Origin of the sequence: Streptomyces sp. NBC_00873 (assembly GCF_045207415.1) — a bacterium.
Taxonomy (GTDB): Bacteria; Actinomycetota; Actinomycetes; order Streptomycetales; family Streptomycetaceae; genus Streptomyces.
In genome coordinates this window covers 7,131,232-7,157,466 of the sequence record NZ_CP108803.1, presented here as the reverse complement: position 1 = coordinate 7,157,466, position 26,235 = coordinate 7,131,232, and the positions used below count along the sequence as shown (strand labels likewise).

The 26,235-nt window shown below is 69.3% G+C and carries 19 protein-coding genes and 2 pseudogenes; 7 read left to right on the top strand and 14 right to left on the bottom strand.

All coding sequences use genetic code 11. The features are described from left to right. Window positions 1–6: 6 nt before the first annotated feature. A complete protein-coding gene (locus OH809_RS33045; RefSeq protein ID WP_406418067.1) occupies window positions 7–609 on the bottom strand; it encodes an ATP-binding protein in 603 nt (200 codons plus the stop codon). Here OH809_RS33045 and OH809_RS33040 point away from each other — a divergent pair. The 3 genes from OH809_RS33040 (at window position 590) to OH809_RS33030 (ending at window position 5,055) form a co-directional block, all read left to right on the top strand. After that, window positions 590–1,153: a helix-turn-helix domain-containing protein gene (locus OH809_RS33040; protein ID WP_406418070.1), complete on the top strand. Its 564-nt coding sequence runs from the start codon at window positions 590–592 to the stop codon at window positions 1,151–1,153. The genes OH809_RS33045 and OH809_RS33040 overlap by 20 nt on opposite strands. 76 nt (window positions 1,154–1,229) lie before the next feature. Then, the gene (locus OH809_RS33035; RefSeq protein WP_406418072.1) at window positions 1,230–3,218 is read left to right on the top strand and encodes an N-6 DNA methylase; all 1,989 of its coding nucleotides are present in this window, start codon (window positions 1,230–1,232) and stop codon (window positions 3,216–3,218) included. Between the two features lie 562 nt (window positions 3,219–3,780). After that, complete coding sequence (locus OH809_RS33030; protein WP_406418076.1) at window positions 3,781–5,055, top strand: sulfite oxidase; 1,275 nt, start codon at window positions 3,781–3,783, stop codon at window positions 5,053–5,055. Window positions 5,056–5,299: 244 nt separating this feature from the next. On the opposite strand, the pseudogene OH809_RS33025 reads toward OH809_RS33030, so the two are convergent. Then, window positions 5,300–5,431 (bottom strand): annotated as a pseudogene (locus tag OH809_RS33025) (S1 family peptidase); the annotation flags it as partial. Window positions 5,432–5,820: 389 nt separating this feature from the next. Between OH809_RS33025 and OH809_RS33020 the strand changes: the two are divergent. Continuing rightward, window positions 5,821–6,714 carry an alpha/beta fold hydrolase gene (locus OH809_RS33020; RefSeq protein WP_406418078.1) on the top strand — a complete coding sequence of 298 codons (894 nt, stop codon included), beginning with the start codon at window positions 5,821–5,823 and terminating at the stop codon, window positions 6,712–6,714. 36 nt (window positions 6,715–6,750) lie between these two features. On the opposite strand, the gene fxsT is transcribed toward OH809_RS33020, so the two are convergent. The 4 genes from fxsT to fxsA form a co-directional block, all read right to left on the bottom strand. Next, window positions 6,751–10,686 carry an FxSxx-COOH system tetratricopeptide repeat protein gene (gene fxsT, locus OH809_RS33015; protein WP_406418080.1) on the bottom strand — a complete coding sequence of 1,312 codons (3,936 nt, stop codon included), beginning with the start codon at window positions 10,684–10,686 and terminating at the stop codon, window positions 6,751–6,753. Continuing rightward, entirely contained in the window at window positions 10,683–12,029 is a 1,347-nt protein-coding gene (fsxC, locus tag OH809_RS33010) for an FxsC protein (RefSeq protein WP_406418082.1), read from the bottom strand. Before fsxC ends, fxsT begins: the two co-directional genes overlap by 4 nt. Window positions 12,030–12,144: 115 nt before the next feature. Continuing rightward, entirely contained in the window at window positions 12,145–14,424 is a 2,280-nt protein-coding gene (gene fxsBH / locus OH809_RS33005; protein ID WP_406418084.1) for a radical SAM/SPASM protein FxsBH, inactivated beta-hydroxylase extension form, read from the bottom strand. 30 nt (window positions 14,425–14,454) lie between these two features. Beyond that, complete coding sequence (gene fxsA, locus OH809_RS33000; protein ID WP_406418086.1) at window positions 14,455–14,622, bottom strand: FxSxx-COOH cyclophane-containing RiPP peptide; 168 nt, start codon at window positions 14,620–14,622, stop codon at window positions 14,455–14,457. A 225-nt stretch (window positions 14,623–14,847) separates the two neighbouring features. Here fxsA and OH809_RS32995 point away from each other — a divergent pair, with 225 nt between their 5' ends. Then, window positions 14,848–15,774, top strand: coding sequence for a DUF4231 domain-containing protein (locus OH809_RS32995; protein ID WP_406418088.1), 927 nt, complete (start codon window positions 14,848–14,850; stop codon window positions 15,772–15,774). Window positions 15,775–15,848: 74 nt separating this feature from the next. Here the strand turns inward: OH809_RS32995 and OH809_RS32990 are convergent, their stop codons facing one another. From OH809_RS32990 to OH809_RS32975, 4 genes and pseudogenes are all read right to left on the bottom strand, one after another. Beyond that, window positions 15,849–16,328, bottom strand: coding sequence for a hypothetical protein (locus tag OH809_RS32990; protein ID WP_406418090.1), 480 nt, complete (start codon window positions 16,326–16,328; stop codon window positions 15,849–15,851). Window positions 16,329–16,518: 190 nt separating this feature from the next. Further along, window positions 16,519–17,418, bottom strand: coding sequence for a S1 family peptidase (locus OH809_RS32985; protein ID WP_406418092.1), 900 nt, complete (start codon window positions 17,416–17,418; stop codon window positions 16,519–16,521). 275 nt (window positions 17,419–17,693) lie between these two features. Continuing rightward, window positions 17,694–17,866 (bottom strand): annotated as a pseudogene (locus tag OH809_RS32980) (DUF1684 domain-containing protein); the annotation flags it as partial. 24 nt (window positions 17,867–17,890) lie between these two features. Further along, window positions 17,891–19,042 (bottom strand): DUF5685 family protein, encoded by a 1,152-nt coding sequence (locus tag OH809_RS32975; protein ID WP_406418094.1) that lies wholly within the window; start codon window positions 19,040–19,042, stop codon window positions 17,891–17,893. Between the two features lie 367 nt (window positions 19,043–19,409). Here OH809_RS32975 and OH809_RS32970 point away from each other — a divergent pair, with 367 nt between their 5' ends. Continuing rightward, on the top strand, window positions 19,410–19,853 hold the full coding sequence (locus OH809_RS32970) for a cell division protein SepF (RefSeq protein WP_406418096.1): 444 nt from the start codon (window positions 19,410–19,412) through the stop codon (window positions 19,851–19,853). 39 nt (window positions 19,854–19,892) lie between these two features. On the opposite strand, the gene OH809_RS32965 is transcribed toward OH809_RS32970, so the two are convergent. Both OH809_RS32965 and OH809_RS32960 read right to left on the bottom strand, forming a co-directional pair. Continuing rightward, entirely contained in the window at window positions 19,893–21,116 is a 1,224-nt protein-coding gene (locus OH809_RS32965; protein WP_406418098.1) for an acyl-CoA dehydrogenase family protein, read from the bottom strand. A 73-nt stretch (window positions 21,117–21,189) separates the two neighbouring features. Continuing rightward, window positions 21,190–22,914, bottom strand: coding sequence for an MFS transporter (locus OH809_RS32960; protein WP_406418100.1), 1,725 nt, complete (start codon window positions 22,912–22,914; stop codon window positions 21,190–21,192). Between the two features lie 488 nt (window positions 22,915–23,402). Between OH809_RS32960 and OH809_RS32955 the strand changes: the two genes are divergently transcribed. Then, the gene (locus OH809_RS32955) at window positions 23,403–24,434 is read left to right on the top strand and encodes a phosphatase PAP2 family protein (RefSeq protein ID WP_406418102.1); all 1,032 of its coding nucleotides are present in this window, start codon (window positions 23,403–23,405) and stop codon (window positions 24,432–24,434) included. A 93-nt stretch (window positions 24,435–24,527) separates the two neighbouring features. Here the strand turns inward: OH809_RS32955 and OH809_RS32950 are convergent, their stop codons facing one another. Next, window positions 24,528–24,743 (bottom strand): I78 family peptidase inhibitor, encoded by a 216-nt coding sequence (locus tag OH809_RS32950; RefSeq protein WP_406418104.1) that lies wholly within the window; start codon window positions 24,741–24,743, stop codon window positions 24,528–24,530. 525 nt (window positions 24,744–25,268) lie between these two features. Continuing rightward, a complete protein-coding gene (locus tag OH809_RS32945) occupies window positions 25,269–26,228 on the bottom strand; it encodes a helix-turn-helix transcriptional regulator (RefSeq protein WP_406418105.1) in 960 nt (319 codons plus the stop codon). Window positions 26,229–26,235: the final 7 nt, after the last annotated feature.

Genomic DNA, 26,235 nt, shown 5'->3' with positions numbered 1-26,235 from the left:
GCTTCCCTATGGGGTCGGCGTCGTCTCCAAGAGCGTCACCTCCGCCCAGACCGTCTTGGTATAGGCGTCGCGGACTGTGCAGCCCCAGCGCTTCGCGTAGGCGTCAATGAGCAGTAGGCCGCGGCCAGAAGCGGCGTCGGTGGGGGTGGGGGGCGGGTTCGGCAGAAGTCGGTCGGGGCGGGTGTCCGTTACCTCGATACGCAGGGCATGGGGCAGGAGCAGCAGCGTCAGCCGGAAGTCGCGGCCGGGTAGGTGGCCGTGGGTGATCGCGTTGGAGGCCAGCTCGGCCGTGACCAGGGCGACGGCCCGGGCCGAGCCGGAGTCGTACGGGAGGCCGCACCACTCAGTGAGCCGCTGGACGGCAAGCGTGCGCGCCAGCCGGGCGCCTCGTCTGGTGTTGCTGAGGCGGAGGCTGAACTCCGGCACGGTCGGGCGGGGTTCGGGGGTGATCGCCTGGTGCTTCACCGTGCCATCGTGGGTGGGTACATGTGGCGCTGACCAGGTGTGACGGCCGTACGCGGTGCAGGTCGTACGGGGTGGGGTGCGGGTGCGGGTCTTGGTTGTACGGGTGTTGTACGGGTCCGGGGCCGTGACCCACGAATGGCCCATCCTGTTGAACCATGCCCAGTCGCAGTGGGGTGAGCGGAAGGGCGTGAGGGCAATGCGGGATACGCGGAACGGCCGCGCGGCAAAGACGAAGGAGGACAGCGAACTGCCGGGAGTGTGGGTGGCCTATGGCACGCTCCTCCAGCATCTGCGCAGGCGAGCCGAGTTGAACCAGCAGGCCCTCGGGGCGGCCATCGGCTACTCACTGGAGCAGGTCGCCTCGGTCGAGCAGGGGCGGCGGCCCGCGAAGGAGGCGTTCACGCTGGCCGCGGACCGGATGCTGGCTGCAGGCGGCGTGCTGGAAGTTCTCCAGGCCGAAGTGGACCGGGCCAAGCAGTTCCGACGCGACGGTCTTCACCGCCACGGGCCGCTCCAGGTAAAGATCACGCCCCCGCCATACCTGCCCCATCACGCCACGCCCGAGCACGGACTCGAGCCGGTATCGGTCACGCAGCACCATTCCCGGCGCGAAAGTCTGCATTTCTCCCACCCTCCACACGATTCACACAGCGACACGATGATTCACACCTGTGAACAAAGTCAATGAGCGTAGTAGCCTGACACGTACTACGCCGCTGGGACGCCGACCTGCCCCGACCGCCAAAAGACCCCGGAGACCTTCGATGAGTACACCGAACGCCGTACCGGTCAGCCTGGCCGAGATCGCCCGGATCGCCGGTGTGGGACGTGCGGCGGTCAGCAACTGGCGTCGCCGCCACGACTCGTTCCCGTCCCGTATCGGTGGCACGGATGTCAGCCCTCAGTTCTCGCTGTCCGATGTCGAGCAGTGGCTCCGCGACAACGGGAAACTGACGGACGCCGGCGCGCGCGAATTCCTGTGGCCCCGGTTCGAGGCACTCGGCAGCCGGGACGAGTCCGGGCTCGCCATCGCCGAGTCGGCTCGCAGGATGCGCGCCCCCCGGGCTCGGGCCACGACATCGGAACTCTCGGCCGAGGCCAGGGATCTGGTCGGCGCGGCTGCCCGGCTGGGGCGGAGCGAGGGAACGCGCGAGACGTTCGAGTTCCTGTTGCAGAGGTGGCTGGACACCCACGTACGACAGCTCAGCACCACGCCTCCTCAACTGGCCTCCCTGATGGTACGGATCGCGCTCGGCGCCCGCCTGGGCGCAGGCGATGGCGGGCTGACCGTCTTCGATCCGGCGTGCGGCACCGGACACCTGCCCGCAGCGGCCGCTCAGGAGTACCCCGGTCCGGGCCTGGCCCTCCTGGGATGCGAACGAGACCCGGCCCTTGCCGCACTCGCCACCGCACGTCTCGGCTTCGCGACAGAGGACCGGAACGTACGCACGGAGATCGCAACCGCTGACGCGTTGCGCGACGACCCGTTCGCGGGGCTGCAGGCCGACATCGCACTGTGCAACCCCCCGTTCAACGAACGCGACTGGGGTTACGAGGAACTGGCCACCGACCAGCGCTGGACGCACGGACTGCCACCGCGCACCGAACCGGAGTTGGCGTGGGTCCAGCACGTGCTGACCCACCTCAGGCCCGGCGGCACCGCTGTCGTCGTCCTCCCGCCGGCCGTCGCCTCCCGCAAGGCGGGCCGCCGCATCCGGGGTTCCCTGCTGCGCACGGGAATGCTGCGAGCGGTCGTAGCCCTGCCGCCTGGGTGCGCGCAGCCGCACAGCGTCTCGCTTCAGCTGTGGGTCCTGCGGGCCACTGCCACCGGCGCCCCGGCGCCCCCGGGCCCTCAGGACGCACTCCTGGTCGACGCGACACGGCTCGGGAAGCCAGGAGCTACTCGCGAGCAGGGCCCTGACTGGGACGCCCTCACCGGCTTCGTTCTCTCTGCCGTGTCAGAGCTCGACGCTCCGGAGGCTGCGCTGCCCGAGGGTGCCGTGCGAGTGTCTCTCCTCGATCTACTGGATGACGAGGTGGACGTCACGCCCGGCCGGTACACCGCGTCGGGCACGGAACCGTCCGGCATCGAGCTCGCCGCGTCATGGAACGAATTGACCGGCTACCTGTCCGAGCTGTCCCACTTGGTCCAGCACCTGTCGAAGCTCGGCTTCGAGGGCGGAGAACCTCGCACGACAGCCACGGTGGGCGACCTGGTGAAAGCGGGGGCGCTCACTCTGCGCGCCGGTCAGCAGCCGTCGGACACGGTAACGGCACCCCGGGGTGCGGCCGTACCGCTGCTCACCGTGCCCGACCTGCTGATGGACGGCAGCCCCAGCGGCCTGACGGCGCCCGGCGCGGCCCACACCGTGGCCGAAGAGGGGGACGTCGTGGTGGCCGGAGTGGTCCGCGCCTTCAAGGCGTGGGTGCACGAAGGCCCCCCGGTGGCCCTTGGCCCACAGCTCTACGCCCTGCGTGTGGTCCCGGGGAAACTCGATGCCCACTTCCTCGCCGGCTGCCTGCGCGCACCCACCAACGGCCGACAGGCAGGCACCCACGCCTCCAGCTCATCCAGGGTCGATGTCCGTCGCCTTCTCGTGCTTCCGCTTCCTCTGGAAGAACAGGCAGCGTACGCGGAGACCTTCCGCCGCCTCACCAGCTTCGAGGCGCTGCTGACGCGAACCGACGCCCTTGGCAAGGGCCTGGTGAACGATGTGAGCGACCGGCTCTCAGCGGGTGGTCTTACCGTCTGACGCAGAAGACGGGACTCCCTGTGCCTGCGCCGCCTTGCACATCGCAGTCCGGTGCGCCGCCGGCCGACGTACTCGGCCAGCTGCCAGCCGTCCTCGCGGGAGACCGGGCCCAACAGCCCGTGCACACACGCCTTCGCTCGCCGCCGCAGATCCGCCCGCGGGAAAACATCGCCGACCTGCGGCTTTCCTCGCGGAACACCGTGGGCCCGGGCAGCACTTCGACGGACTGGGGGTTCACCCGCGCCGAGCTGATGGACAGGGCCGAAAGCAGCGAGCAGGCCGCGCCCCCGGAGCAGCCATGACACTGAACGACATCACTGAGACCATGCACGTGGACGCCCCTCCGGCCGCGGTCTGGTGCAGAAGGGCCCAACCCAGTGGCAAGATCGCCCCGTTGACGCCTTCTGACGCCGCATGCTTGCATCCCGTCATGTCGCCGCTGGATCCACTGACGCGCCGCCGCGCTGTGCAACTCGGCCGCCTTCGCGGCGCGCCGCCCTGTGCGCCGGCTCGCGCTGTCCTCTCCCATGTCGTTCTGCCGTCTCAACGATGAGGAACTGTCATGCCTTCACCCATCTCCGCCGCCCGCCACGACGAATCCGCGTACGACCGCCACAGGCTGAGCCAGTGGCTCTCCGGGGACGCCAGGGCGGACGGGGTCACCCGCCGCCGGCTGCTGACTCTGCTCGCCGCGACCGCCGCCGGGGCCGCGCTCCCCGCGCCAAACCTCGCCCACGCCGCCGCTCCCACGATTGTCAAGCCGCTGCCGCCCGAGTGGTTCATCCGGCGCGACACCAACGCCGAGACCCGTTGGGAGGCGCTGCGCGGCACCGGCCACCACACCCCCAACGAACTGTTCTTCGTGCGCAACCACACCGCCACCCCTGTCCTGGACGCCGCCGACTGGCGGCTGAGGCTGTGGGGCAGCGGGCTGCGCGGCGCGCCCGGTGAGGACAGGCCGGTGGAGTTCGGGTACGACGATCTGCGCGCCCTGCCCGCCGTGACCCGTACAGCGTTCGTCGAGTGCGCCGGAAACGGCCGCAGCTACTTCACGAAGCAGCAGGGCGAGACGGTCACCGGCACTCCGTGGACGCTGGGGGCGATCGGCGTCGCGCGCTGGCGCGGGGTGCGCCTGGCCGACGTCCTGCGCAAGGCCGGGCTGTCCTCGTACGCCGTGGATGTGCAGCCGCGCGGTCTGGACGCCGAGTTCTTCAGCGGCGGCGAGAACCTCGGGCGGGTACGCCGTCCGCTGCCGCTGGCCAAGGCGCTGGACGACGTGCTGCTGGCGTACGAGATGAACGGCGAGCCGCTTCCGTACGACCACGGGTATCCGGTGCGGGTGCTGGCGCCGTCGTGGGTGGGGATCGCGTCGATCAAGTGGGTCGGCGACATCGAGGTGTCCACGCAGCCGCTCTACTCGCCCTGGAACACCACCTTCTACCGTCTGTTCGGCCCCGCATACCCGGAGGAGGGCAGCGCACCGCTGAGCCGGCAGGTTGTCAGGAGCGCCTTCGAGCTTGCGAGCGGGGCGAGGTTCACGGTGGGGGAGGGGCAGGTGCTGCACGGCCGGTCCTGGTCGGGCGCGGGGGCCATCGCGCGGGTCGATGTCAGCACCGACGGCGGGGCGAGCTGGCGGCCCGCCCGCCTCCACGACCGGCCCGGTACCGGCACCTGGACCCGCTGGTCCCTGACCTGGAAGCCCGACACAGCCGGCGACACCCACCTCCTGGCCCGCGCCACCGACACGGCCGGCCGCACCCAGCCGGACACCGCCGTGGCCAACACGCAGGGCTTTCTGTTCGACGCAGTGGTGCGTCACCCGGTGACCGTGATCTGACCATCATCACCGCGGGCAGTCCACTCCCGGCCGGGCGTAGGCCTGCGGCCGGTACGCGGCCGGCTGGTAGTGGTCCCGGGCGATGGCCAGCGGCAGCGAGGTCTGCTCCTCGGTCGCAGCTTCGGGCTCGCCGGAACCTCGCCGAGCAGGGAAACCGCCCGGCCGAAGGGGGCGATGTCCTTGGCCTTCGGCGGCGTATGCAGCAGTTGGAGCAGTTCCGCCGGGTCCGTGGTCAGCTGGTCCAGGCAGTGGCGAGCTTTCCGGCCGCGTTCGCCGTCAGCGTCCGTACGGTGAACTGCGATACGTCGTCACTGGCATTCGCATTCTGGAATGTGATTCCCGCTGCGTCCAGGGCGACAACAGCCGAACCAGTCATCGCCGCACGCTTCATGGATATGCGTCGATGCTCCGACGTCGACCTCCTGTGGGGCCGCACACAGGCAAGTGGGGTGCCTGGGTACGGAGGATGGAGCCGCCCACGGTTCCGACTGGGCAGATAGCACACAAGGTCGACTTCAGGACGCACACACAACCGCTTCGTTTCGCCCTCACCCCGTTCACCTACCTGGAGCCGCACCAAGTCGGTTCCGTCTGCGAACACACCGTGCGACCGGCCGGTCGGCGATGGGCGAGGACTGGACCTGTCCGGTATTCGCTGTTGATTTACCTCAATTGCCATTCCATCCAAGGACTTTGATGGGTCATCATCGAATTGGTGGAGAAAGTCGGGCACTCCGTGCCCGCACGGAGTGGAGGAGGCGCGGAGTGCGCAATCGGGTGCGCGCAAAAGACGGGCGGCATCTGACGGTGGAGCGTCTGGGCGACCCGCAGGGGAGACCGGTCTTCCTGCTCCACGGAATGCCCGGCAGCCGGCTCGGTCCGGCGCCGCGCGGCATGGTGCTGTACCAGCGCAAGACACAGCTCATCGCCTATGACCGGCCGGGCTACGGCGGCTCCGACCGGCTGGCGGGCCGCTGTGTGGCGGATGTCGTGGAGGATGTGCGGGCCATCGCGGACTCGCTCGGGCTGGAACGGTTCGCCGTGGTGGGCCGTTCCGGCGGCGCCCCGCATGCCCTGGCCTGCGCCGCGCTGATGCCGGACCGGGTCACCCGTACCGCCGCTCTGGTCGGACTCGCCCCCTGGGGCGCGGACGGACTGGACTGGTTCGACGGGATGGCCGCCTCCAATGTGCTGGCGTACACCACGGCGGCGGCCGACCCGGACGGGCTCGCGGAGTCCTTCATCTCCCGGTCGGCAGTGATCAGACAGGATCCGGTCAAGCTCCTCGACGATCTCCGCCGGGAGCTGACCGACTCCGACCGGATCATCGTCAACGACGTCGGAATCCGTTCCATGCTGCTGCGCAACTACAGTGAGGGGCTGCGCACTTCGGCGTACGGATGGATCGACGACGCGATCGCGCTCTGCACCCCATGGGGCTTCGACCCGGCGGACATCACCGGCCCCGTGATGCTGTGGCACGGCGAGAAGGACGTCTTCTCACCGGTCGGGCACTCCCGCTGGCTGGCAGGGCAGATCCCGGGCGCCACCGCGGTGCTGGAACCGGCGGCGGCGCACTTCGATGCGCTGTCCGTGCTCCCTGGCGTCCTCAACTGGCTGTTGGAGGAGCAGGCCACCGCCGCCCCCTCGGAGGGTTGACCCAGGCCGGGCCCGCCATCGGCGGGCCCGGCCGGCTCAGATCGTGATCGGTTCCAGTTCGCGCTGGAACCGGCTGTCCTCCCGCGCGATCCGGGTCAGCGGATGCTCGTCGCCGAGCTGTCGGGTCAGCTCTTCGACCACTTCCGCCCGCACCTGCAACGCCTCGTCCTTGCGCCCCATCGCATCGAGCGTGACAGCCATGTTCGACGTCATGGCCAACGTCTCCGGATGGTGCGCCCCGAGGGTCTCCCTAAGCTGCGCGGACACCTGCCGCTCCGTCGCCAGCACGACGTCGAGGTCGCCGAGGTCCGCGGTTGCGTTGGCCAGGTTCATGACGCAGAACAGGGTGTGCGGATGCTCGCGTCCGAACACCTCGCGCATCAAGGCGACCACCCGTTTCAGCTGTTTCTCCGCCTCCTCCGCCGCACCGGCCCCCGAGACATAGACGCCGAGGTTGTTCTGGGCGGCCAGGGTGTACGGGTGCTTCTCCCCCGGGACCTTCGTGTACTGGTCGACGACTTCCTGTGCGGTGTCCCTCGCCTCGACCGCCTCACCGGCCGCGAACAGGTCGGCCGCCATGTTGAGATCGCAGGCCAGCGATTCGGGGTTGGCCGAGGTGTACTTGGCCCGGTACCTGGCACGGGTGGCCACCGTCAGTCTGCGGGCGTCCTCCAGCCGGCCCGCCCTGCGCAGCGAGACCGCGAGGCTCTTCGCCGCACTCAGCGTGCCGGGGAAGGTTCGCCCGAGGTGTGTCTTGTAGCTGTCGTAGGTGCGGCTGAGCAGACTGACCGAGTCCTCGTACCGTCCTACGTCCCGCAGATCACGACCCAGGCTCATGGCGGAGGACAGGCTGTACGGATGGTTCGGGCCGAGCACCTCGGTGCGCCGGTCGTAGACGTCCTGATCGATCTCTCTGGCCCTGGCGTGCTGCCCGACGAGGCGCAGGTTCAGCGCCAGGTTGTTGGCCGCCGCGAGCGTCCTGGGGTGTGCGTCGTGGAAGATCTGGCTGAAACCCTCGTGGGCTTCGGTCGCCAGCTCGATCGCCCGGTCGTACTCGCCGAGGGTGCCGAGGTCCGTCGCGAGGCTACTGGTGGTCATGTACGTGTGCGGGTGCTCCGAGCCCAGTACCTCCCGCTGCCGGGCGAGCGTGATCTCGTCGAGTTCCTTCGCCTCCACATAACGTCCGCGCGCACGATAGATGTTGGAGAGGTGGAAGCAGAGGTAGAGGTATTGGAGATCCCGCTCGCCGAGCATCTCCTCCCATGCCTCGCGCAGTTCGGCACCGAGGGTGCCGGCCGTCCTGAAGTCACCGCGCTTCCACAGGTAGCGCACCCGGTCGATCAGGAGCCTGCGGGTCTCGGGTTCCTTGCAGTTGCGCGCATCGGACGGGCCGAGGTGCGGCCAGATGGTGGCGAACCGCGGCCAGGTCAACGGGTTGTCGATCGGCTCGTCGTCATCGGGCCGGGCACCCGCCAGAATGCGGTGGACGACATGCCGGGCGTCGCGCTGCTCCTCCTCGCTGAGCTGTGCCCGGATGACGGCCTGAACGAGGCGGTGCACCTGGATGGAGTTGGAGACCTGGTCGACCTTGGCGAGGGCGAACCGGCCGATCTCCCGGATGACCCGCCCGAGCACCAGCTTCTCCTGGAGCGAGGCGTCGTACGGCTTCAGCGCCTCGATCATCTCCTTGCTGTAGAGCAGATTGGCGTTGATCGGCTCGGGGGCGAAGAAGGCACAGAGCTGCAGCAGCCGCACCGCGGCAGGCGAGCGCTCCTTGAGGCGCTGGATGGAGATGTTCCAGGTGGCGGCGACGGGTTCCGGGTAGCCCGCGGGCTGGTTGAGGGCCAGGACCTGAGGGGCCTGCTGGGCGAGCTGTTCCAGATAGGCGTCGATAGGCGTGGCGGTCTCCGCGATCCAGGCCGCCGCCTGCTCGACTGCGAGCGGCAGGTCACCGACAGCGGTGGCAACCTGCGCGGCGTCCTCGACGCTCAGCCCCGGGGCGCGGCGCTGGAGGTGCTCGATGGACTCCTCCCGCAGGAAGACGTCGACAGGCAGTGCGTCGCCGTGCTGGGACCAGGTCTGGTTCCTGGAGGTGACCAGGATGTGACCGGAGCCGCCCTGCGGGAAGTAGCGCCGGAGCCGTTCGGGGTCGTCGGCATTGTCGAAGACCAGCAGCCAACGGTCCGACGGAACTCCGCGGCGCAGCAGGTCGACGGCCTCCTGGGAGGCCGCGGCCATGTCGTCTCCGCCCTGGGCACCGAGCCGGACGGCGAGTTCGGCGAGGCTGGCCACCACGTCGTCGGTCTGCTCGGACGATATCCACCACACCAGGTCGTAGTCGGCCATGAAGCGGTGCACGTACTCGAGAGCGACCTGGGTCTTGCCGACGCCGCCCAGCCCGTACAGGGTCTGCGGCTGCGGAAGCACGACGGCCATGCCGCCGCCGAGCTGGTCGCGCATCCGTTCCAGGACCAGGGAGCGGCCGGTGAAGCCCGGGTTGCGGGGTGGTGCGTTCCAGATCTTCGGCACGGTGCCGGGGAAGCGCGGCCCCGGCGCGACCCCGTCGACGAGCTGCACCGGGCGGTCCAGGGCACGCATCAGCGCCGCGGTGGCGTGCACCTCGTCGAGCCGGAACAGGTCGACGGGGTTGCGGTCGATGTAGGCCGCGGAGAGGCGTACGTCCCCGACCCTGAGGGGCAGCAGCTGACGCCTGCCACCGCCCGGGTCCTCGGCGGCCGCTCGGTCCCACAGGCCCACGGCCCGCTGGGACTTGAGATAGGCGCTGGAGAGCAGGACGACGGTACGGGTGGCGGTCTCGTCCGCAGTGTTCGCGGGGTCGGCCGCGCCCGGTTCGGCGGAGACATCGCGCGGGACGACGCGGAAGCCGGCCCGGGTGAGGACCGATTCGATCCAGTCGGCCCACATCCGGTTCTCCGCCACATAGTTGAGGAAGAGGTCTGCGGGCAGCGCGGGCCTGCGCCGGGTGAAGGCGTCGCGAATACGGAGCCGCACCTCTTCCCCCACAGGGGGCATCGAGGTGATCTGCCGGTCGGTGATGACGGCGGTGAGCCGCTCGAAGGCGGAGAGCAGCGAGTTGGTCAGACCTGCCTCGTCGCCGAAGGTGGCCAGGGTCTCCTCGTACGCGTAGTAGGGGCGGTACGGAATCTCCACCGCTCCCCAGTAGGCGGTGAGTTCGTCACTGGACAGGTCTCGGGGCAGCCGGTCGAACTTCAGCCGGGCCAGGGCGCGGCCCGCGTCGGCCTTCTCCTTCTCGCCCTCGTCGATGCGCATCGGGACGGGGAAGATCGAGATGGGGCGGCCGGTGTAGCGCTCGGAGATCTGCCGGGCGACGGATGCCGCGCCGTCGATGGACTGGTCGCTGAGCGTGAAGCAGTCGACAAGCAGGTCCGGAAGGTGGACGGTGCAGATGTCGGCGATGTCGCTGAGACCGGTCCGGCTGTCGATGAGGACGTAGTCGTAGTTGGCCTTCATGTCGTCGCGCAGGGCGTCGAAGAAGTGTCCGCCGCCGAGCCGGTCGTAGAAGTTGTCCCAGTCGAAGGTGGAGACGGTCGCGGAGTATTCGCGGTTCTGGCGCCCGGCGGAGACGAAGTCGAGGGTGCCCCCCTGCGGGAACTCCCAGCCGAGTGCTTCCGGGGTGAGGGAGACGGCGTGCGGCTGGATGCGGGCGTAGTCGCGGTGCCAGTCGTCGGCGCGCTGGACCGGGCTGGTCGCGGCCCAGGCGTACTCGGTGATCAGGTCGATGACACCGGTGGTGGCGCCGAGTGTCGAGGGGTCGAGGAAGGGATGGAAGAACCGGTGGAGTCCGGGCGCCTCCAGGTCCCAGTCGACGGCCAGTACCCGTTTGCCGTTGGCAGCCAGGATCCAGGCGGTGTTGGCCAGGGCCATCGTGCGCCCGGTACCGCCTTTGTACGAGTAGAAAGTGACGATGCGTCCGTCACGCCCGGCCGTCATACGTCCTCCGCATCCGTCGCAGGGTCGTGCATGTCCGGTATGAACTGTGTGTTGCCCATGGGCCCCATCAGTCGTGTTCGTTCAGTGTGGCCGCCGCCCGTCGCCGGTGGATAGACCGCCGCGTGGCGCAGATACTGCTGGGCCGCCGCCTCCACGACCTGGGGCAGGACCTGTCCGAAGGCATCCATGCTGGGTACTCCCCTTGCCGCGGCGCGGCAGTAGGCGCGCCCTTGACGGATCTTGGACGGCATGGTCTGTTCGAGTTTCTCGGTCAGCTCGGCCTCGGCGGCTCTGCTCTGGGGGTCCTCACGGTTCCAGGGCACCACCATGGTCACCCACGGACGGTTCTCAGCATCGAAGGCCGCGAGCCTGCGGCGTCGGTCCTCGTCCATCAACGCCCAGCGGTCGACGACCAGGATTTCCGGTCTGTTCGGTGGCCCCTTGCTCTCCGCGTGGCCGGACTCCTCGTCGAAGGAGGTGATGGTGGCCTGGTAGTTGAGTGCGCGCACCAGGTCCTCGGCGACATAGGCCAGGGGGCGCGCGGAGGCCGGGTGGTAGGGGTTCCAGTCGTGCGGGTTGTCGCCGTAGTAGTCGGCGTTACGCCCCTCGGGCAGGTCGTGCCGGGTGGGGGCCACGATGGTCACCTTCATCGGGCGAGGTGCACCGGCACCGCTGCTCAGTGAACCGAAGGCGCTGGGGGCCAGCCGGTAGTCGACGGGGCGGCCCACTTCGATCCGGGCGGTGGCCGCGACGCTGACGATGCGTTTGGCGAGTTCGTAGACGGCCCGTTCGTACTCCTGGGCGAAGAGCCTGAGTTTGATCAGCCCATAGAGTCCGTCGCTGACGTAACGATCCCCGAAATCACGGTGATTGAACTGCAGCCGCTCCGCCGGCCCGGGCAGCTGGTTCGGCGGAACCGGCACCCAGAGCGCGGGCACGATCGCCTCGGCGGGCTGGTTGAGGCGGGCCCGGTGGGCGATGGCGCGCTGTTCGAAGGCGTGCCACTCCTTTCCGCACATCTCGCTGGCGAAGTAGCGTGGCGAGAAGAGCGGAACGAACACCCGGCAGGTGGCCAGCACGCTGCCGAGCCGTTCCGACCACCCCTCGCCGGACCGTATCTCCCGGTCCATGAACCCGGCGGAGGCACCCGCAGGGAGGTCGGTCATGGCCATTACATGACCGCAGAGATCCTGGAACAGCCGCTCGACCCACATATCCGGGTCCGTTCCACCGCCGTACCCCGGTGTATGTGCATAGCTCAAGAAGAAGTACGGCCGATGGTCCGCCGCTCGCTGTTTCGTTGATGCGTGCACACGACCCCCGTCCTGTGTGAGCACTCGCATCCGAGGAGTGTGGAAAGAATGCGAGCGAATTCATCATTCCGGAGCGGACCTTGCTCCACCCCCATGGCGTTCGGTCATTCACCGCTGCTTTTCAGTCATCCATCCTCGCGCTCGGTCAATCAGGTTCTTGATCGAAATCAGTCTTGCAACTGTTCTTCCCGGATGTCCCGTGTGTCCCGCTGATCTCCTTTCGGACTGCGGCGAGCAGCTGCTTTCCGTCGATGGTCAATTCGGCCGCCGCTTCGAGCGTGTCGAGTGCCTGCGGCACTCCGTCCAGGAACCGGGGGTCGAAGAGGCCGAGTCCCACCCGCTCATAGGTCGCGGTCAGCAACCGGGAGAAGGGAACGGACTTTTCCTGCCAGGGCGTCCGATGGTCCCAGGCTCCGTCCGATGCGTACAGATCCGTGACGTCCACAAGGGCCGTCAGCTTGGCCCGCCGGAATCCGCGGAGCAGGCCGAGCGCCAGTTCCTCGCCATCCATGTCCGCCCCGATCCCCAACGCCCCGTAGCCGTGCCGCCCCACCGCGGGGTGTCCGGTGGTGAGCGGCGTCAGCGCGATCAGGCTGCCGGCCATCTCGGCCGCCTGATCCGGTACGACCGTCGTCAGCCGTTCCCAGGCCCCGCAGAGGCGCGCGCTCCACGCATCGGCCTCGGACTGCCCGAGCCGGGGAGCGACGGGCGTACCGAAGCAGTCGCGGTACGGGTCGAGATCGTCGAGTACGAAGCCGGGCGCCCCGACGCCACCCACTCGACGCACCGGAAGCCAGCCGGAGTCCTCCGTCGACGTCCGTACGATCCGCCGTTCGGCGGCGTGCCCTTCCCGCCGGATCAGGAATCCGTCGTCGGTGGCGCGCACGAGGGCAGTGCCGTGCTCCCCCGCCCCACCGATCCGCACCTCCCCGAGGGTGGGGAGGAAGATGCTGCCGTCCCGGCAAGCGACGGGGACGTCCCGTTCGAGTCCGGCGCGTACGGCGGCAGCGGCCACGGACGACGACAGCCGCAGCGTCGCCGCCCGGTCGGCGCCGGGCCGTTCGGCGTACACGGCGTCCAGCGTGTCGAGCAGCCAGGCGCGGGTGTACGGATGGGCCAGTACACCGTCCAGGCCGTCGGCGCCCGCTTCCGTCCGCTCCAGGGCCTGCGCCAGCTCCCAGGCCTCGTCCCAGCGCTCCCCGCCCCGGCCGTCGAGGTCCGCGTGGAGCCGGGCGAACAGAGTGCGCGTCAAGTCCTGGTCAGCGGCGATCAGCTCGTACGGCTGCGCGACCGCGGCCGACTCGGTTTCCGCGGCCGTCCGCACCTCGACGCCCTGCACCAGTGCCTCGAGATCCGTGCAGTACACCGAGGGGTTGTCGAATCCACTGTCCGAACGGTAACGGTGTGTGTAGAGACCTCCGCCGCACGAACGTACGACGGGGCAACGGCGGCAGGTCTCGCTGACCCCGGCCAGCCCGAGCTGCCGTGCCCGGACCCCGGGATGGGCTGCGACCTCGTCGAAGGCGTGCGTGAAGACGTCGAACCCGGTGGAGGCCGCACCTTCGTAGGCACTCTTGAGCGAGTCCACCTGTTCCAGCTGCCCGTCGGTCTCGACGACGACGAGATCGGTGGGAGCAAGGCCCAGGGACTCGGTGAGACTGGGTCCGCCGCTCAGGCTGGACAGGACCGAGGAGAAGATCCGCACCGGCACCGGCCGGCCCTGTTCCCTCCAGCGGTCGAAGATCGCGAGGAGCCAGTCGGCATAGGCCGTGGGTGATCCGTCCGGACGCGGCGGCGGCTGGTCCCAGGTGGCGTGCGGAAGAAGGAAGTCGATGAGCGGTGGTTCGAGTTCGGCCAGGGCGTCGAGCACCGCGTGCGGATCGTTCCGGATGTCGACGGTGCACAGAAGGCCGAGGTTGAGATGGCGGTAGCGCTCCTGGCGCAGCAGCGCGACAGCTCGGAGGACCAGAGGGTGACTGGTGCGTCCGTCGGCGAACCGGCGGTGCCGGTCGTTGGCGGTCCGGTCGCCGTCGAGCGAGATGCCGACCTTGACGCCGAACTCGTCGAAGAGGTCGAGATAGCGCGGGCTGAGCTGCAGGCCGTTGGTATGGATCCGTAGATCCAGATCGGCGACGCCGTCCAAGGCGGCGGTGAGTTCTTCGCAGATGCGCCGCAGTCGCGCGGGGCCCGCCAGCAGAGGCTCCCCTCCGTGCAGGATCACTGACACGGAGGGCAGTGCATGTGTCTTGGCATGCTCAGCCAGGCGCTGAGCAGTCCGGAAGATGACTTCGTCAGAGATAGTTTTCGGACGGGTACGCCAGCTCTGATCTGCATGTTCATAGACATAGCAATGGTCGCAGGCAAGATCGCACCTGCTGTGAACCTTGAGAACGATTTCACGGAAAGGGACCAGGGGTCCTGTCATTCCGCCAGTCTAGCCAGCCCGGAGGGGTGACTAGAGAGCCGAGTTGAAGGTGGGTGCCTGGGTCGGGCGTCCGGCGGAGGCAGCATGCACCCGTCCGAGCTTCCGGGTGGCTTCCTTGCCGCGCGCGTCGATCTCGGCGAGCGGCACACGGCTCTTCTTCGCATCGGCGAAGGAGCGGGAGGATTCAGTGTTCTTCACGGCCGTCCTTGATGGGATTGTTCCGGACACGGAAACTGCACCGTCCAGCTGCACCATTGCAGTGTCCGGCGGCACGACTTTACTCTCATGACCTCGGTTGGCAACTGAGGCCATCCTCTTGCAGCGCCAGCGTCACGTGGGACTGCCCAAGACGCAACGGAACCACCCATTCCGCCATATGGGTGAAGACGAACCGCAGACGCAAAACCGCAGACGGGAGTGAACATGACGGCGATTCCCGGACCACTGCAGAGCCTGGTCTTCCGGAACGCTGATCTTCCGGCGCTCTTTCACCACACGGATGCCATCGCGATCGCACGGCAACGGGAGGCCGTGAACACCACCCGCTGGCAGCTGATCCTCCTGGTCGTGGGCGCAATACCGGCAGCGCTTCCCTGGCGCTGGGAGGTTGCTGACACGTTTCAACTCACCGATGGAGTCGGAGCGTTGGCCTACCTGGGTGTCCTGATCACGACCTACCTCTCCTCCCGCCGCAAAGCAAAGTCGCATTGGCAACTCAATCGCTCGGCGGCAGAGTTCATCAAATCGATGTGCTGGCGTTACTCGGTGCACGGGTCACCTTTCGACACCAGCACCCAGCACCCGGAGGCGGTGTTCGCCAACCGGCTGGAAGAGGGGCTGCAGGAGCTCAGAAAAGTCGGCTGGGCGGACCCGCGCGACCAAACGGCGGATTCGGGCGGACTCATCACGGATTCCATGCGCGAGTTACGGGACAAAGCGTTCACCGTACGCAAGGAGACATATGTACGGGATCGACTGATCGAACAGCGCAGTTGGTACCGCCGCCGCCAGGAGGTGTCCCGGCGCGCCACCCTGGTCTGGTCGACCACGATCGCCGCACTGACCACCTTCGCCCTGGTCCTCGGCCTGTTGAGGACGTTCTCCGTCGCCCAGTCCTTCGCCGCGACTGGAGTGCTGTCGGCGGCTGCGGCGGCCTGCCTGGCGTGGAGCGAGATGCGCCGCCACCATCCGCTGATCTCCGCCCACTCGCTGGTGGAGAAGGATCTGGAGTCGATGCAGGTCGCGATGGAGACCACGCTGACCGAACGGCAGTGGCCCCGGGCGGTGTTCGAGACCGAGCGCGTCGTCTCCCCGCAGCACACCGACTGGCTCGCCCGGCACCAGATGTGACGAGCGGCCAGTAGATCCGTACACGAAGTGCTGTTGCACATCCGGCCGCGTACGACCGGCGCCTGCAGATCCGGTCAGGCGCGCTCGACCCCGTCGCGCCAGATCACCGTGACCGGGCGGCCGAGCGTCCGCGCGTACGTCACGATGTCGCCCGTGCCGCCGAAGCCGCGGGCCGGCCGGCCGTCCCACACCGCGAGCAGCCGGTCGCAGTGATCGGCGATATAGGCACCCGCCGCGTAGTACGCCTCGTCGGTGGAGTGCGGGAAGTCCAGCAGCACCTCCCGGGCCGCCCGGTCCTTGAGGCTCCGGTACCGGGCCAGTTCGGCGCCCGCGGCGAACGATGTCTCGTAGTCCCCGCTGGGGATGACGACGGTCAGTTCGGCCCCGTGGTCGAGTGCCAGGTCGGCGAAGAGCTGATCCGCTCCCACGGCCAGGCTGGAGAGGGCTTCCAGGGAGCCGTCGAGCCCGCAGAGCGCCGCCCGGATCCCGGCCAGCACATGGGCGTGCGCCTCCTCGGGAATGCTGCGATGGCCGGTCACTCCGATGCGTTTCACGGACTGGAACCCCCTGGAGTGTCTCCGGGGGGTTCCCGGAGGACATCCCTCCGGGAGGCACAGCATCCGCCCCCGTTGTTCCTGCGCGACCGACCTCCCCACATCCTCTCAAAAGCCGCGGGGTGCGCGGGAGCCCCCGCCCGGAATTCGGGCGAGGGCTCCGTCATGTGTGCGATCGGGCGCCGGTGCGTCAGTAGACGCTGACGCCGTATGCGCTGAGCGCCTCGGTGACCGGCTGGAAGTACGTCGTACCGCCGGAGCTGCAGTTGCCGCTGCCGCCGGACGTGAGTCCGATCGCCTTGGTGCCGGAGTAGAGCGGACCGCCGGAATCGCCGGGCTCCGCACAGACATTCGTCTTGATCATGCCGTAGACGATGTCTCCACCGCCGTAGTTGACCGTGGCGTTGAGACCGGTGACGGATCCGCTGTGGATGCCGGTGGTGGAGCCGCGACGGGTGACGGACATGCCGACCGTCGCGTTGGCCGCGCTGGTGATGTCCTGGCTGCCGACGGTGCCCGCGTGGGCGACGGAGGTGTTGTCGTACCGCACCAGGCCGTAGTCATTGGTCGGGAAGCTGGATCCGACCGTCGGGCCGATGTACGTCGAGTTCGACGAGTTGGTGTACCACGGCGGATTGCCGTCGGTGCAGTGACCGGCGGTCAGGAAGTAGTAGGTGGTGCCGCTGCGGACGTTGAAGCCGAGGGAGCAGCGCCAGCCGGGGGCGTAGATGGCGTCGCCGCCGGAGATCAGCTTGCTGAAGGTGCCGGACGTGCGCTCGATGCGCAGCGCGCCCGCGTTGGCGCCGGCGGACTTCTTGATCTGCTTGATCTCGGCCTGGGTGACCGTGCTGTCGGCGGTGACGACGAGGGTCTTGGTCGCCGGGTCTATGTTCCAGGCGGTACCGGCGATGTCGGCGCCGAGCACCGCATCACTGGCGGCGGAGAGCTGGTTGGCGCTGAATGTCGTGGTGGAGTTGGCCTGGGCGTTGGGGACGGCGATTGCGGCGACGGCCACCAGGCCCGCGGCGACCGCGACGATCCGGCTGCGTCTCGCTGTGGCGCTGAGGGGGGTGGTGCGCTTGTTCCTCACTTGTCATTCCTCCCGAGGGGAAACGGGGGTCCGCCTGTGGGGTGGTCGGACCCGTGAGGCGCAGTCGGGGGCACGGCCGCGTGTCCACGTTCCGGATGCGACGTGCTCCTGACAAGCGCTGCTCCGGAGTATTCAAGGCCTCAACTTCTCGCGCAAGAGGGCCCTTTGGCCTGAACTCGGCGGAACGGGCCGGCCATCCGTACCGCCACTCGCCCACAAAGGCCCCGGCAGCGCGCGGACTGCCGGGGCCTGAACCGATCGGGTGCGGTGGTGCGTCAGTGGTCGATCCGGTTTCGCTCCCCCGCCCCGACGGCGATCGGCAGGGTGTTGCCGGGCGGCCGGAAGGGGCAGATGAAAGGGTCGGCGAGGCGCACGGCGGCAGCAGTGCGCGGTTGAGGTCGACGGTCACGCTGCCGTCCTCGGCGGGCGCGGCCGGCCGCAGGAATCTGCCGAGCCGCGCCCGAAGCACGGCTCAGCAGTCGCACCCGCAGTCGCAGCAGTCGCAGTTGCTGCAGCAGTCACCGCAGTTGCTGCAGCAGTCGCAGGCATCGCAGCAGTCGCATTGGCTACACAGCCCCTCGCGGCGCTGACGGCTCCACGGGTCCTCGAAGGTCCCGCAGCACATCTGGCAGGTGCAGGCGAGTCCCGCCCACACCAGACAGCCCATGATCAGCCCGCGCCGGTCGCGCGGCGGCTCCGGCGGGGGCGACGGCGGGCCGAACGGGCTGCCGGGGGTGTCCGGTGCGTACGGATTGCCGGGCGGCGGCCCGAAGGCCCCGGTGACGCCGTGTCCACCGGCCCGGCGGGCATCCGCCTGGTGGGAGCACGTCTCCGTGGCGAACGCGCGGTCCACCGATCGGCGCAGTTCATGCACGAGCAGCACATGAGCCAGCTTGTCGTCGGTGAACTCGGCGTCGCGCAGCGCCAACCGTACGCCGCGCAGCGCGTCGTCGCACAGCCGCCGGGCCTCGGAACGCGAGGTACCGGTGGCGGTGAGCGGGTTCCAGGCGCCCGACGCCGCGTCAGCTTCCTGGTCCTCCACGGCATCCAGCAAATGGGCCAGCCGCCCGAAGAGCCGGCCGGCCTCGGCGAGCGGCTCGGCGTTCTGCGGCTTGCCCGCGAGTACGGCGGTGTGGGCGAAGGCCGCCGCGGTGGCCGTCTCGGTGGGCTCGGTGACCGTCAGCAGCGGGGTGCCGAGCCCCGCGAGTCGCTCGATGCCGGTCTGCCGGTCGACGGCGTCGACGAGGACCGCGGTGTCGAAGCCCAGCTGGGCACCGGTGCGCGCTCCGGCCCTGTCCCAGCCCGCGGCGACCCGGCGGGCGGCCGCTGCGACCGGGCGGCGCTTCAACAGCCCGTCCCGGTCGGCGACGTGGTCCCGTACCTTCGCCGAGGCCAGCACCAGCGAGACGGCGGCGGCGAGCCTGGCCCCTTCGCCGCGGGCGACCGGCGCGGTCCGCATGGCGCGCAGCGGGCAAGGACCCGCGGTGCGCCTCCGGCCCGTGGTGCGCTCCGCCTGAGCCTCCGTCAGGACCGAGACGATCAGGCCGTCGTAGTTCGTGACGACCCGGGCGAACTGGCCGTGGTCCGAGCGAAGTGCGAGACAGAGCCCGCAGAGATGGGCCATCCACGCGGTCCTGAGCCCCTCGGACAGCCGATGGGTGCAGGGCCTGACTATTCCGAACACGACAATCCCCCGAGAGCCGTTCAGGCATGCGCAGCGCTCGTGCGGGTGCGCGACAGGCATCGTATCGAGTGACCCGTTCACCCGTACGTCCCCCATGTCACCCGTACGGGCCGGAGCATCATATTTTCTTTTCCCAGGGGTCCCATGCGGGAGGAACCATGACGAATCGCCAGATCTTCTGCACCAGTACCGTCACGAATCGCCTGCACGCCGACTATCCACTTGGCGCACGATCCGCATCATGGTCGACCATAGGGATACGAAAGAGATGCGGAACACCAAGGAACCGCGGTGAGAGGAGGCGTCCATGGGATCGGTGCGCAAGGCGAGTGCCTGGCTGGGCCTCGTAGAGGACAACGACGAGCGTTACTACGACGACGACGAGTACGCCGAGGGTGCACGGACCGGGACCGGCAATGCCTGGGTGACCGACCCACGGGTGCAGGTGGTCTCCGAGGCGGCCGAGGAGACGGGCCGCCGGATCGCCACCGTCACCCCGGACAGCTTCCGGGACGCGCGCGCCATCGGCGAGCTCTTCCGGGACGGCGTCCCGGTGATCATCAACCTCACGGCCATGGACCCTGCCGACGCGAAGCGTGTCGTGGACTTCGCCGCAGGGCTGATCTTCGGACTGCGCGGATCGATCGACCGCGTGGCCACCCGGGTCTTCCTGCTGACCCCGGCCGACACCCGAGTGCTCAACGGCGAAGCCGTCGGCCGGCGGGCCGACGGCTTCTTCAACCAGAGCTGAGCAGGGCGCTCGCCGGATCGGTCCGGCCGGCGTCCCGTTCTACCGGAATGCGTCCAGGCCGGTGAGCGCCTTGCCCAGCACCAGCTGGTGCATCTCCACGGTGCCCTCGTACGTGAGCACCGACTCCAGATTCGTCGCATGCCGCATCACCGGGTATTCGAGCGAGATCCCGTTGGCGCCGAGGATCGTGCGCGAGGTGCGGCAGATCTCGATGGCCTCCCGCACATTGTTGAGCTTTCCGAAACTGACCTGTTCCGGGCGGAGCCTGCCCGCGTCCAGCCGACGGCCCAGATGGTGGGCGAGCAGGATGCCCTTGTGCAGTTCGACGGCCATGTCCGCGAGCTTGGCCTGAGTGAGCTGGAAACCACCGATCGGCTTGCCGAACTGTTCACGGGTCTTCGCGTAGTCGACCGCTGCCTCGAAGCTGGCCCGGGCCGCGCCCATGGCTCCCCAGACGATGCCGTAGCGGGCGTGGCTGAGACAGCTGAGCGGTCCGCGCAGGCCGGTGACCCCGGGGAGTACGGCGTCGGCGGGCAGCCGTACCTCGTCGAGGACCAGCTCGCTGGTGACCGAGGCACGCAGCGACCACTTGTGCTTGATCTCGGGCGCGGAGAAGCCGGGGGTGTCCGTCGGCACGACGAATCCGCGGATGCCGCTGCCGTTACTGCCCTCGTCGGTCTGCGCCCAGACGACGGCGACCCCGGCCACCGAGCCGTTGGTGATCCACATCTTGCGGCCGCTGAGCACCCAGTCCCCCCCACCGTCGCGCTTGGCGTGCGTCCGCATCCCGGCCGGGTCGGAGCCGTGGTCCGGCTCGGTGAGCCCGAAGCAGCCGATGATCTCGCCGGCCGCCATGCCCGGCAGCCACTGCTGCTTCTGCTCCTCGGAGCCGAAGCGGTGGATGGCGTACATGGCGAGGGAGCCCTGCACGGAGACGAGGGAGCGGATCCCCGAGTCCGCCGCTTCGAGCTCCAGGCAGGCCAGTCCGTACTGGACGGCGGTGGCGCCCGCACAGCCGTATCCCTGCAGCGACATGCCGAGGGCGCCGATCGAACCGAGCTCGCGGGCGAGCTCGCGGATGCCGGGCAGCTCGCCGTTCTCGTACCACTCGGCAATGTGCGGCAGGATCCGGTCGGCCGCCCAGGCGCGGACGGTGGACCGGATCGCGAGGTCCTCGGGGCCGAGCAGATCGTCGATGCCGATCGGGTCGCCGGGGTCGAAGGGCGGGAGCTTCGACGGCTTCGCGGGAGATGGAGTGGACATGAGGGTGCCTCCGGCGGCTCGCACGATACTAAAACTAGCAGTGTTAGTTATGGCCTCGTGCTGACGTTACGGCTCAGGGTGCCGCGCGTCCAGAGCCTGCGGCCTCGGCGGGTTGCCGCCGGGCAGGCCCCGAAAGGGGCCCTTTCGGCAGCCCCTGGACCGGCTCGCCCGGGGAAGCAGGGAACGCGCGGGGCCCTCGCGACTCCACGGCGACGGTCACCTCGGCGGCCTCGCGGGGTTCGCAGATCTCCACCGGCGAGCATTCCATCACCCGCGGCAGTCGCAGCGCGGCGAGCGCGCCCAGCAGCAGCAGACCCGCACTGACCAGCAGCGTGACATGCAGCCCGTTGATGAAGGCATGCCGGGCCGTGCTCCGCAGCACCCCGCCCAGCGGACCGCCCAGCTGCGAGGCGACCTGATACGCCTCGCCCAGTGAGTGGGAGGCGGCGGCGGACGCTTCGGCGGGGACCCCCGCTCCGGGGAGCTTGGCCAGTCCGGGCACGTAGGCGGCATTCATCACGCTGCCCAGCAGGGCGATCCCCATGCCCGCACCCAGCTGGTACGAGGTTTCTCCGATGGCCGCCGCACCACCCGCCCGGTCCGCCGGAACCTCACTGAGCATCGATTCGTACGCCCCGAAGAGCGTGGACTGGAGCCCGAAGCCGAGCACGACGAACGCCACGGTCAGCAGGGCGGGCCGGTCATGCTGCCCCATCAGGGTCAGGATCAGCACCGAGGCGGCGGTGAGCACGAAGCCCCAGCCGACCATCCGGCGCGGTCCGATCCGGCGCAGGGTGTACGAGCCGGTCGCACCCGCGGCCATCGCGGCGAAGGTGAGCGGCAGCAGCCGCAGGCCGGTCTCCAGCGGGCTGAGGCCCAGGACCAGCTGCAGATACTGGACGGCGATCAGTTCCAGACCGACCAGGGCAAGCATGGCAAGGACGATGCAGCCGACCGCGGCGGAGAACGCGGGCCGCGCGAACATCGCGATGTCGATCAGTGGATGCGTACGGCGTTTCTGCCGACGGACGAACGCGACGAGCAGCGCCGCCCCGAGCAGCAGCGGCACGAGGGTGGCGGGGCCGAAGACGCCCTCGCCGGTGCCCGCGCGCTTCACGCCGAGGACCACACCGAGCACTCCGGCCGCGGCCATCAGCGCGCCGAGCACATCCCAGGGGCCGCCGTCACTGCCCCGCGATTCGGGGAGCAGCAGCCGGCCGACCGGCAGGATCAGCGCCATCAGCGGGATGTTGATCAGAAAGACCGAGCCCCACCAGAAGTGCTCCACGAGGAAGCCGCCGATGACCGGTCCGGTGGCCGCACCGACGGCGGCGACCGCGGTCCACACCCCGATGGCGACGGCCCGCTCGCGCCGGTCGGGGAAGACCTGGCGGAGGATGGACAGCGTCGCGGGCATGATCATCGCGCCGCCGACGCCCAGCAGGGCGCGCGCCGCTATCAGCACGCCGGGACTGTCCGCCATCGCGGCGATCGCGGAGGCGACACCGAAGAGCGCGTAGCCGAGCAGCAGGATGCGGCGGCGGCCGACCCGGTCACCGAGGGTGCCGAAGAGGATCAGCAGCGAGGCGCAGACCAGTGGATAGGCATCCACGATCCACAGCAGACCGACGGCGCTGGGCCGCAGATCCTCGGTGACGGCGGGTACGGCGACGTGGAGCACTGTCGCGTCGAGCGCCACAAGCAACAGACTGAGGCAGAGGACAACCAGGACGACCCATCGATTGGCACCGTCGGCGGCTGCGCGCAGCCGGAATCGGGCTGTGGTCGTCCCGGACATGCATGTACCTCCCAAAGGTCCCTCGCGCTCGGCAGGCCAACCGGGGATGCAGCGTGCGCTGCCCCTCAAGGCCCGGCATCGACGGGCGAGTGATCCGTCAGCGTACGCGAGTTCGACGTGGCCACACGTGGTCGATCTCATACCCCGACAGGTCACGAGGTGTGGCGTATGCCACGCAGGACCCGCTCCCGGCTCCGCGCCGGACCGGCCCGCCAACGGCGCGTGACCGTTCCGTGACCGGCCGGGCACCGTCCGTCCACCCGCCCAACACGGCCGGAGAAATGGACACCTGCACCGGCTCCCCGTTTATCCGGAGATACTCAAACACCCCTCCGGAATAAGCGCGGAAGAAATAGAGCACGAGGTCACCGGGATTCACTGACGGGTCAGGAATATTGACCTGACTGAGACATAGTCCACATCACATCGTCATCACAAAGCGGCCGGAACGACCGGATCACGCACTCACTCGCTGTAACGTCGATTGGGTGCGTACCGACATCTTTGCCCGGCTGGACCGGGAGCCGGAACCGCCGAAGATAGAGCCACCGCGGATGAGCCGTCACCGCATCGCTCTCTTCGGCGGGACGTTGGCGTTCTATCTCGCCATCGTCGTTGCCGTGCTGATCGGCTCCTGGCTGGTGACCCTGGACTGGAAGGTCATGCTTTTCCGGCCCTACCAGCAGTGGCCCGGAATCCATGCCTTCCTCGACTACTACGTCGTCCTCGGCCAGCGAGGCCCGACGGCCGTGATGGTCGCCTGCTGGCTCGGCTGGCGCTCCTGGCGGCAGCACACCCTGCGGCCCCTGCTGACCCTGGGCGCCTCGCTGCTGCTGCTCAATCTGACCGTGGGCGCCGTCAAGCTCGGCCTGGGCCGGCTCGGCCCGCACTACGCGACCCAGATCGGCTCCGCAGAACTCTTCGCCGGCGGCGATATATTTCCGTCCGGCCACACCGCCAACGCGGTGGTGACCTGGGGAATCCTCGCCTACCTGGCCACTACGCCGCGGGCCAGGCGCTACCTGTCGGCCATATCGGCGGTGGTCTCACTCGGGGTCGGGCTCACGACCGTCTATCTCGGTACGCACTGGCTGAGCGATGTGCTGCTCGGCTGGGCCGCGGGGCTGCTGATCCTGCTGGGCCTGCCGTGGGTCGAGCCGTTGATCACCCGTACCGAGGACTGGATCTTCGCGGTGCGCGAGCAGTTGCGTGCGCGCCGCCGGACCGCTCCCCCGGTGCCCGTCGCGGCCGGTGTGCCCCAGACCGTGCCGCTGCAGCAACCGGACAGTGGTGACGGCGCGGGCGGGAGCCCGGTGCTCGAACCGGTCGCCACAGGCGGCCGCCCGGCCGCCTCGGCACCTGCCGCTCCGGCGGCGGGGACCCGGCAGCGGGCCCACACGCCGCACATCGTGCGCTCGGAGCGGACGCCGGTCACCCCGGCCGGCAGCCGGCGCCCACCGCACGCGGACCGAACGCCGCGAGGCGGCACAAGCCCGGCCCGCCCGGTGGCCGGCGGCTGACGGACCGCCCCCCATGCGAGGACGGTACGCACAGCCTCACCCCGCACAGTCAGGGCCCCGACCTCGGTCGGGGCCCTGCTCATGACAGGGGTCTCAGCCGACCCAGCAGCGGGTCACCACGGCGTTGTCGACCTCGAAGTTGATCCGCCCGGCCAGGTACTCCATGGTGATGATCGCCCCCGGTGGCAGAGCCCTGACCGTGCGCCAGCCGCGGGCACGGGCCCTCCGCTCGGCGGCTTCTGCAGCGAGGCCGACATACGCGTCGGGCGTGTCATGGGGCTGGGCGGGAGGGGTCGGGATAGGTGCCATGCCACTCACCGTAGGCGGCCCCGGACGGGTACGGAAGCCGGACGCGGGCACCCGGCACGGCATCCTCACGTACGCCACCGGTCACGCTTGTGTCACAGGATCACGACAGCCGTTTCCCTCGAACCGCTTCACTCGAACGCGCGACTCTCAGGCCGACGCACAGTAATCACGCACACTTATAAACAATCACCGAACGGCTCGCGAAACCAGAGGAAATATGACATACCCGATGGTCGGAATTCCCTTCCCTTAAGGCCTTCCAAAACGGGCCCGTCACCGGGAATTCACGCTTCCTTATGGCAGCCTTATCTTCTGGTCGGGATATCCACACCATCGGACCGGGACCGCCGCCCGCATCCGCCCGTATACCGGACACAAGCCCGCCGTGACCGGCCGGACACAGCTGGCGAGCGGTCGGTCGAAAGTCCGCGGGTCCCTTCAGAGGCTGTCGGGCTACCTCTGATCGGGCGGTCGTGCCCTGGCACGCACACTTCCCGATCGCAGGTAGCCGACAGCCTCTCAGCCTCAGCCGAGGGCCCGGGAGAGCCGGTCCCGGGCCGCCCTGATCGCTTCGGTGAGCTCCTGCGGTTCGACGACCTCGAAGTCGAAGCCCATGAGCATCACGTGGATCACCAGGACGTCGAGGCTCGCCGCGCCGGTGCGCAGCAGGCAGCTGTCCGCGTCGATCGCCTCCAGCGCTCCGGAGGACGGCGAGATGCGCTCGGCGGCCAGCTCGACCGGCGCCTTCAGCCGGATCACCGCATGCGTCGCGTACGCAGTGGTGGAGACGCCCTTCGAGACATAGGCGGCCAGGTCCTCGGCGGGCGGGCGGCGCGGAACGAAACGGGGACCGTGCGGCGGCGTGGGGGTGATCCGGTCCGCCCGGAAGGTACGCCAGTCCGCGCGCTCCAGGTCCCAGGCGACGAGGTACCAGCGGCGCTCGGTGCACACCAGCCGGTGCGGTTCGACGGTCCGGCGCGATACGGAACCGCCGTGGGACCGGTACGCGAAGCGCAGCCGCTCGCTGTCCCGGCAGGCCCCGGCCAGCTCGGTGAGGACGCCAGGGTCGACGGTGGAGGCGCCGGGTCCGCGCATCATGGGCACGGTGAAGGCGCTCAGGGCACCGACCCGGCGGCGGAGCCGGTTCGGCAGGACCTGCTCGAGTTTGGCGAGTGCGCGTACAGAGGTCTCCCCGATGCCCTCGACGCCGTGACCGGCCGCGGTACGCAGCCCGACCGCCACCGCGACCGCTTCCTCGTCGTCGAGGAGCAACGGCGGCAGCTCGGCCCCCGCGCCGAGCTGGTAGCCGCCGCCGGTCCCTGGGCTGGCGTTGACCGGGTAGCCGAGCTCGCGCAGTTTGTCGACGTCCCGCCGGACGGTCCGTGGGGTGACGCCGAGCCGTTCGGCGAGATCGGCTCCGGACCAGTCCCGGTGGGCCTGCAGGAGTGAGAGCAGGCGCAGCAGTCGTGCCGAGGTCTCCAACATGGGGCGA

Coding starts and splice junctions, on each gene's coding strand:
- OH809_RS33045 (WP_406418067.1), bottom strand. CDS start 609: ATGGGCCATTCGTGGGTCACGGCCCCGGACCCGTACAACACCCGTACA.
- OH809_RS33035 (WP_406418072.1), top strand. CDS start 1,230: ATGAGTACACCGAACGCCGTACCGGTCAGCCTGGCCGAGATCGCCCGG.
- OH809_RS33030 (WP_406418076.1), top strand. CDS start 3,781: ATGCCTTCACCCATCTCCGCCGCCCGCCACGACGAATCCGCGTACGAC.
- fxsT (WP_406418080.1), bottom strand. CDS start 10,686: ATGACGGCCGGGCGTGACGGACGCATCGTCACTTTCTACTCGTACAAA.
- fsxC (WP_406418082.1), bottom strand. CDS start 12,029: ATGCGAGTGCTCACACAGGACGGGGGTCGTGTGCACGCATCAACGAAA.
- fxsBH (WP_406418084.1), bottom strand. CDS start 14,424: ATGACAGGACCCCTGGTCCCTTTCCGTGAAATCGTTCTCAAGGTTCAC.
- OH809_RS32995 (WP_406418088.1), top strand. CDS start 14,848: ATGACGGCGATTCCCGGACCACTGCAGAGCCTGGTCTTCCGGAACGCT.
- OH809_RS32975 (WP_406418094.1), bottom strand. CDS start 19,042: ATGGCCCATCTCTGCGGGCTCTGTCTCGCACTTCGCTCGGACCACGGC.
- OH809_RS32970 (WP_406418096.1), top strand. CDS start 19,410: ATGGGATCGGTGCGCAAGGCGAGTGCCTGGCTGGGCCTCGTAGAGGAC.
- OH809_RS32965 (WP_406418098.1), bottom strand. CDS start 21,116: ATGTCCACTCCATCTCCCGCGAAGCCGTCGAAGCTCCCGCCCTTCGAC.
- OH809_RS32960 (WP_406418100.1), bottom strand. CDS start 22,914: ATGTCCGGGACGACCACAGCCCGATTCCGGCTGCGCGCAGCCGCCGAC.
- OH809_RS32950 (WP_406418104.1), bottom strand. CDS start 24,743: ATGGCACCTATCCCGACCCCTCCCGCCCAGCCCCATGACACGCCCGAC.
- OH809_RS32945 (WP_406418105.1), bottom strand. CDS start 26,228: ATGTTGGAGACCTCGGCACGACTGCTGCGCCTGCTCTCACTCCTGCAG.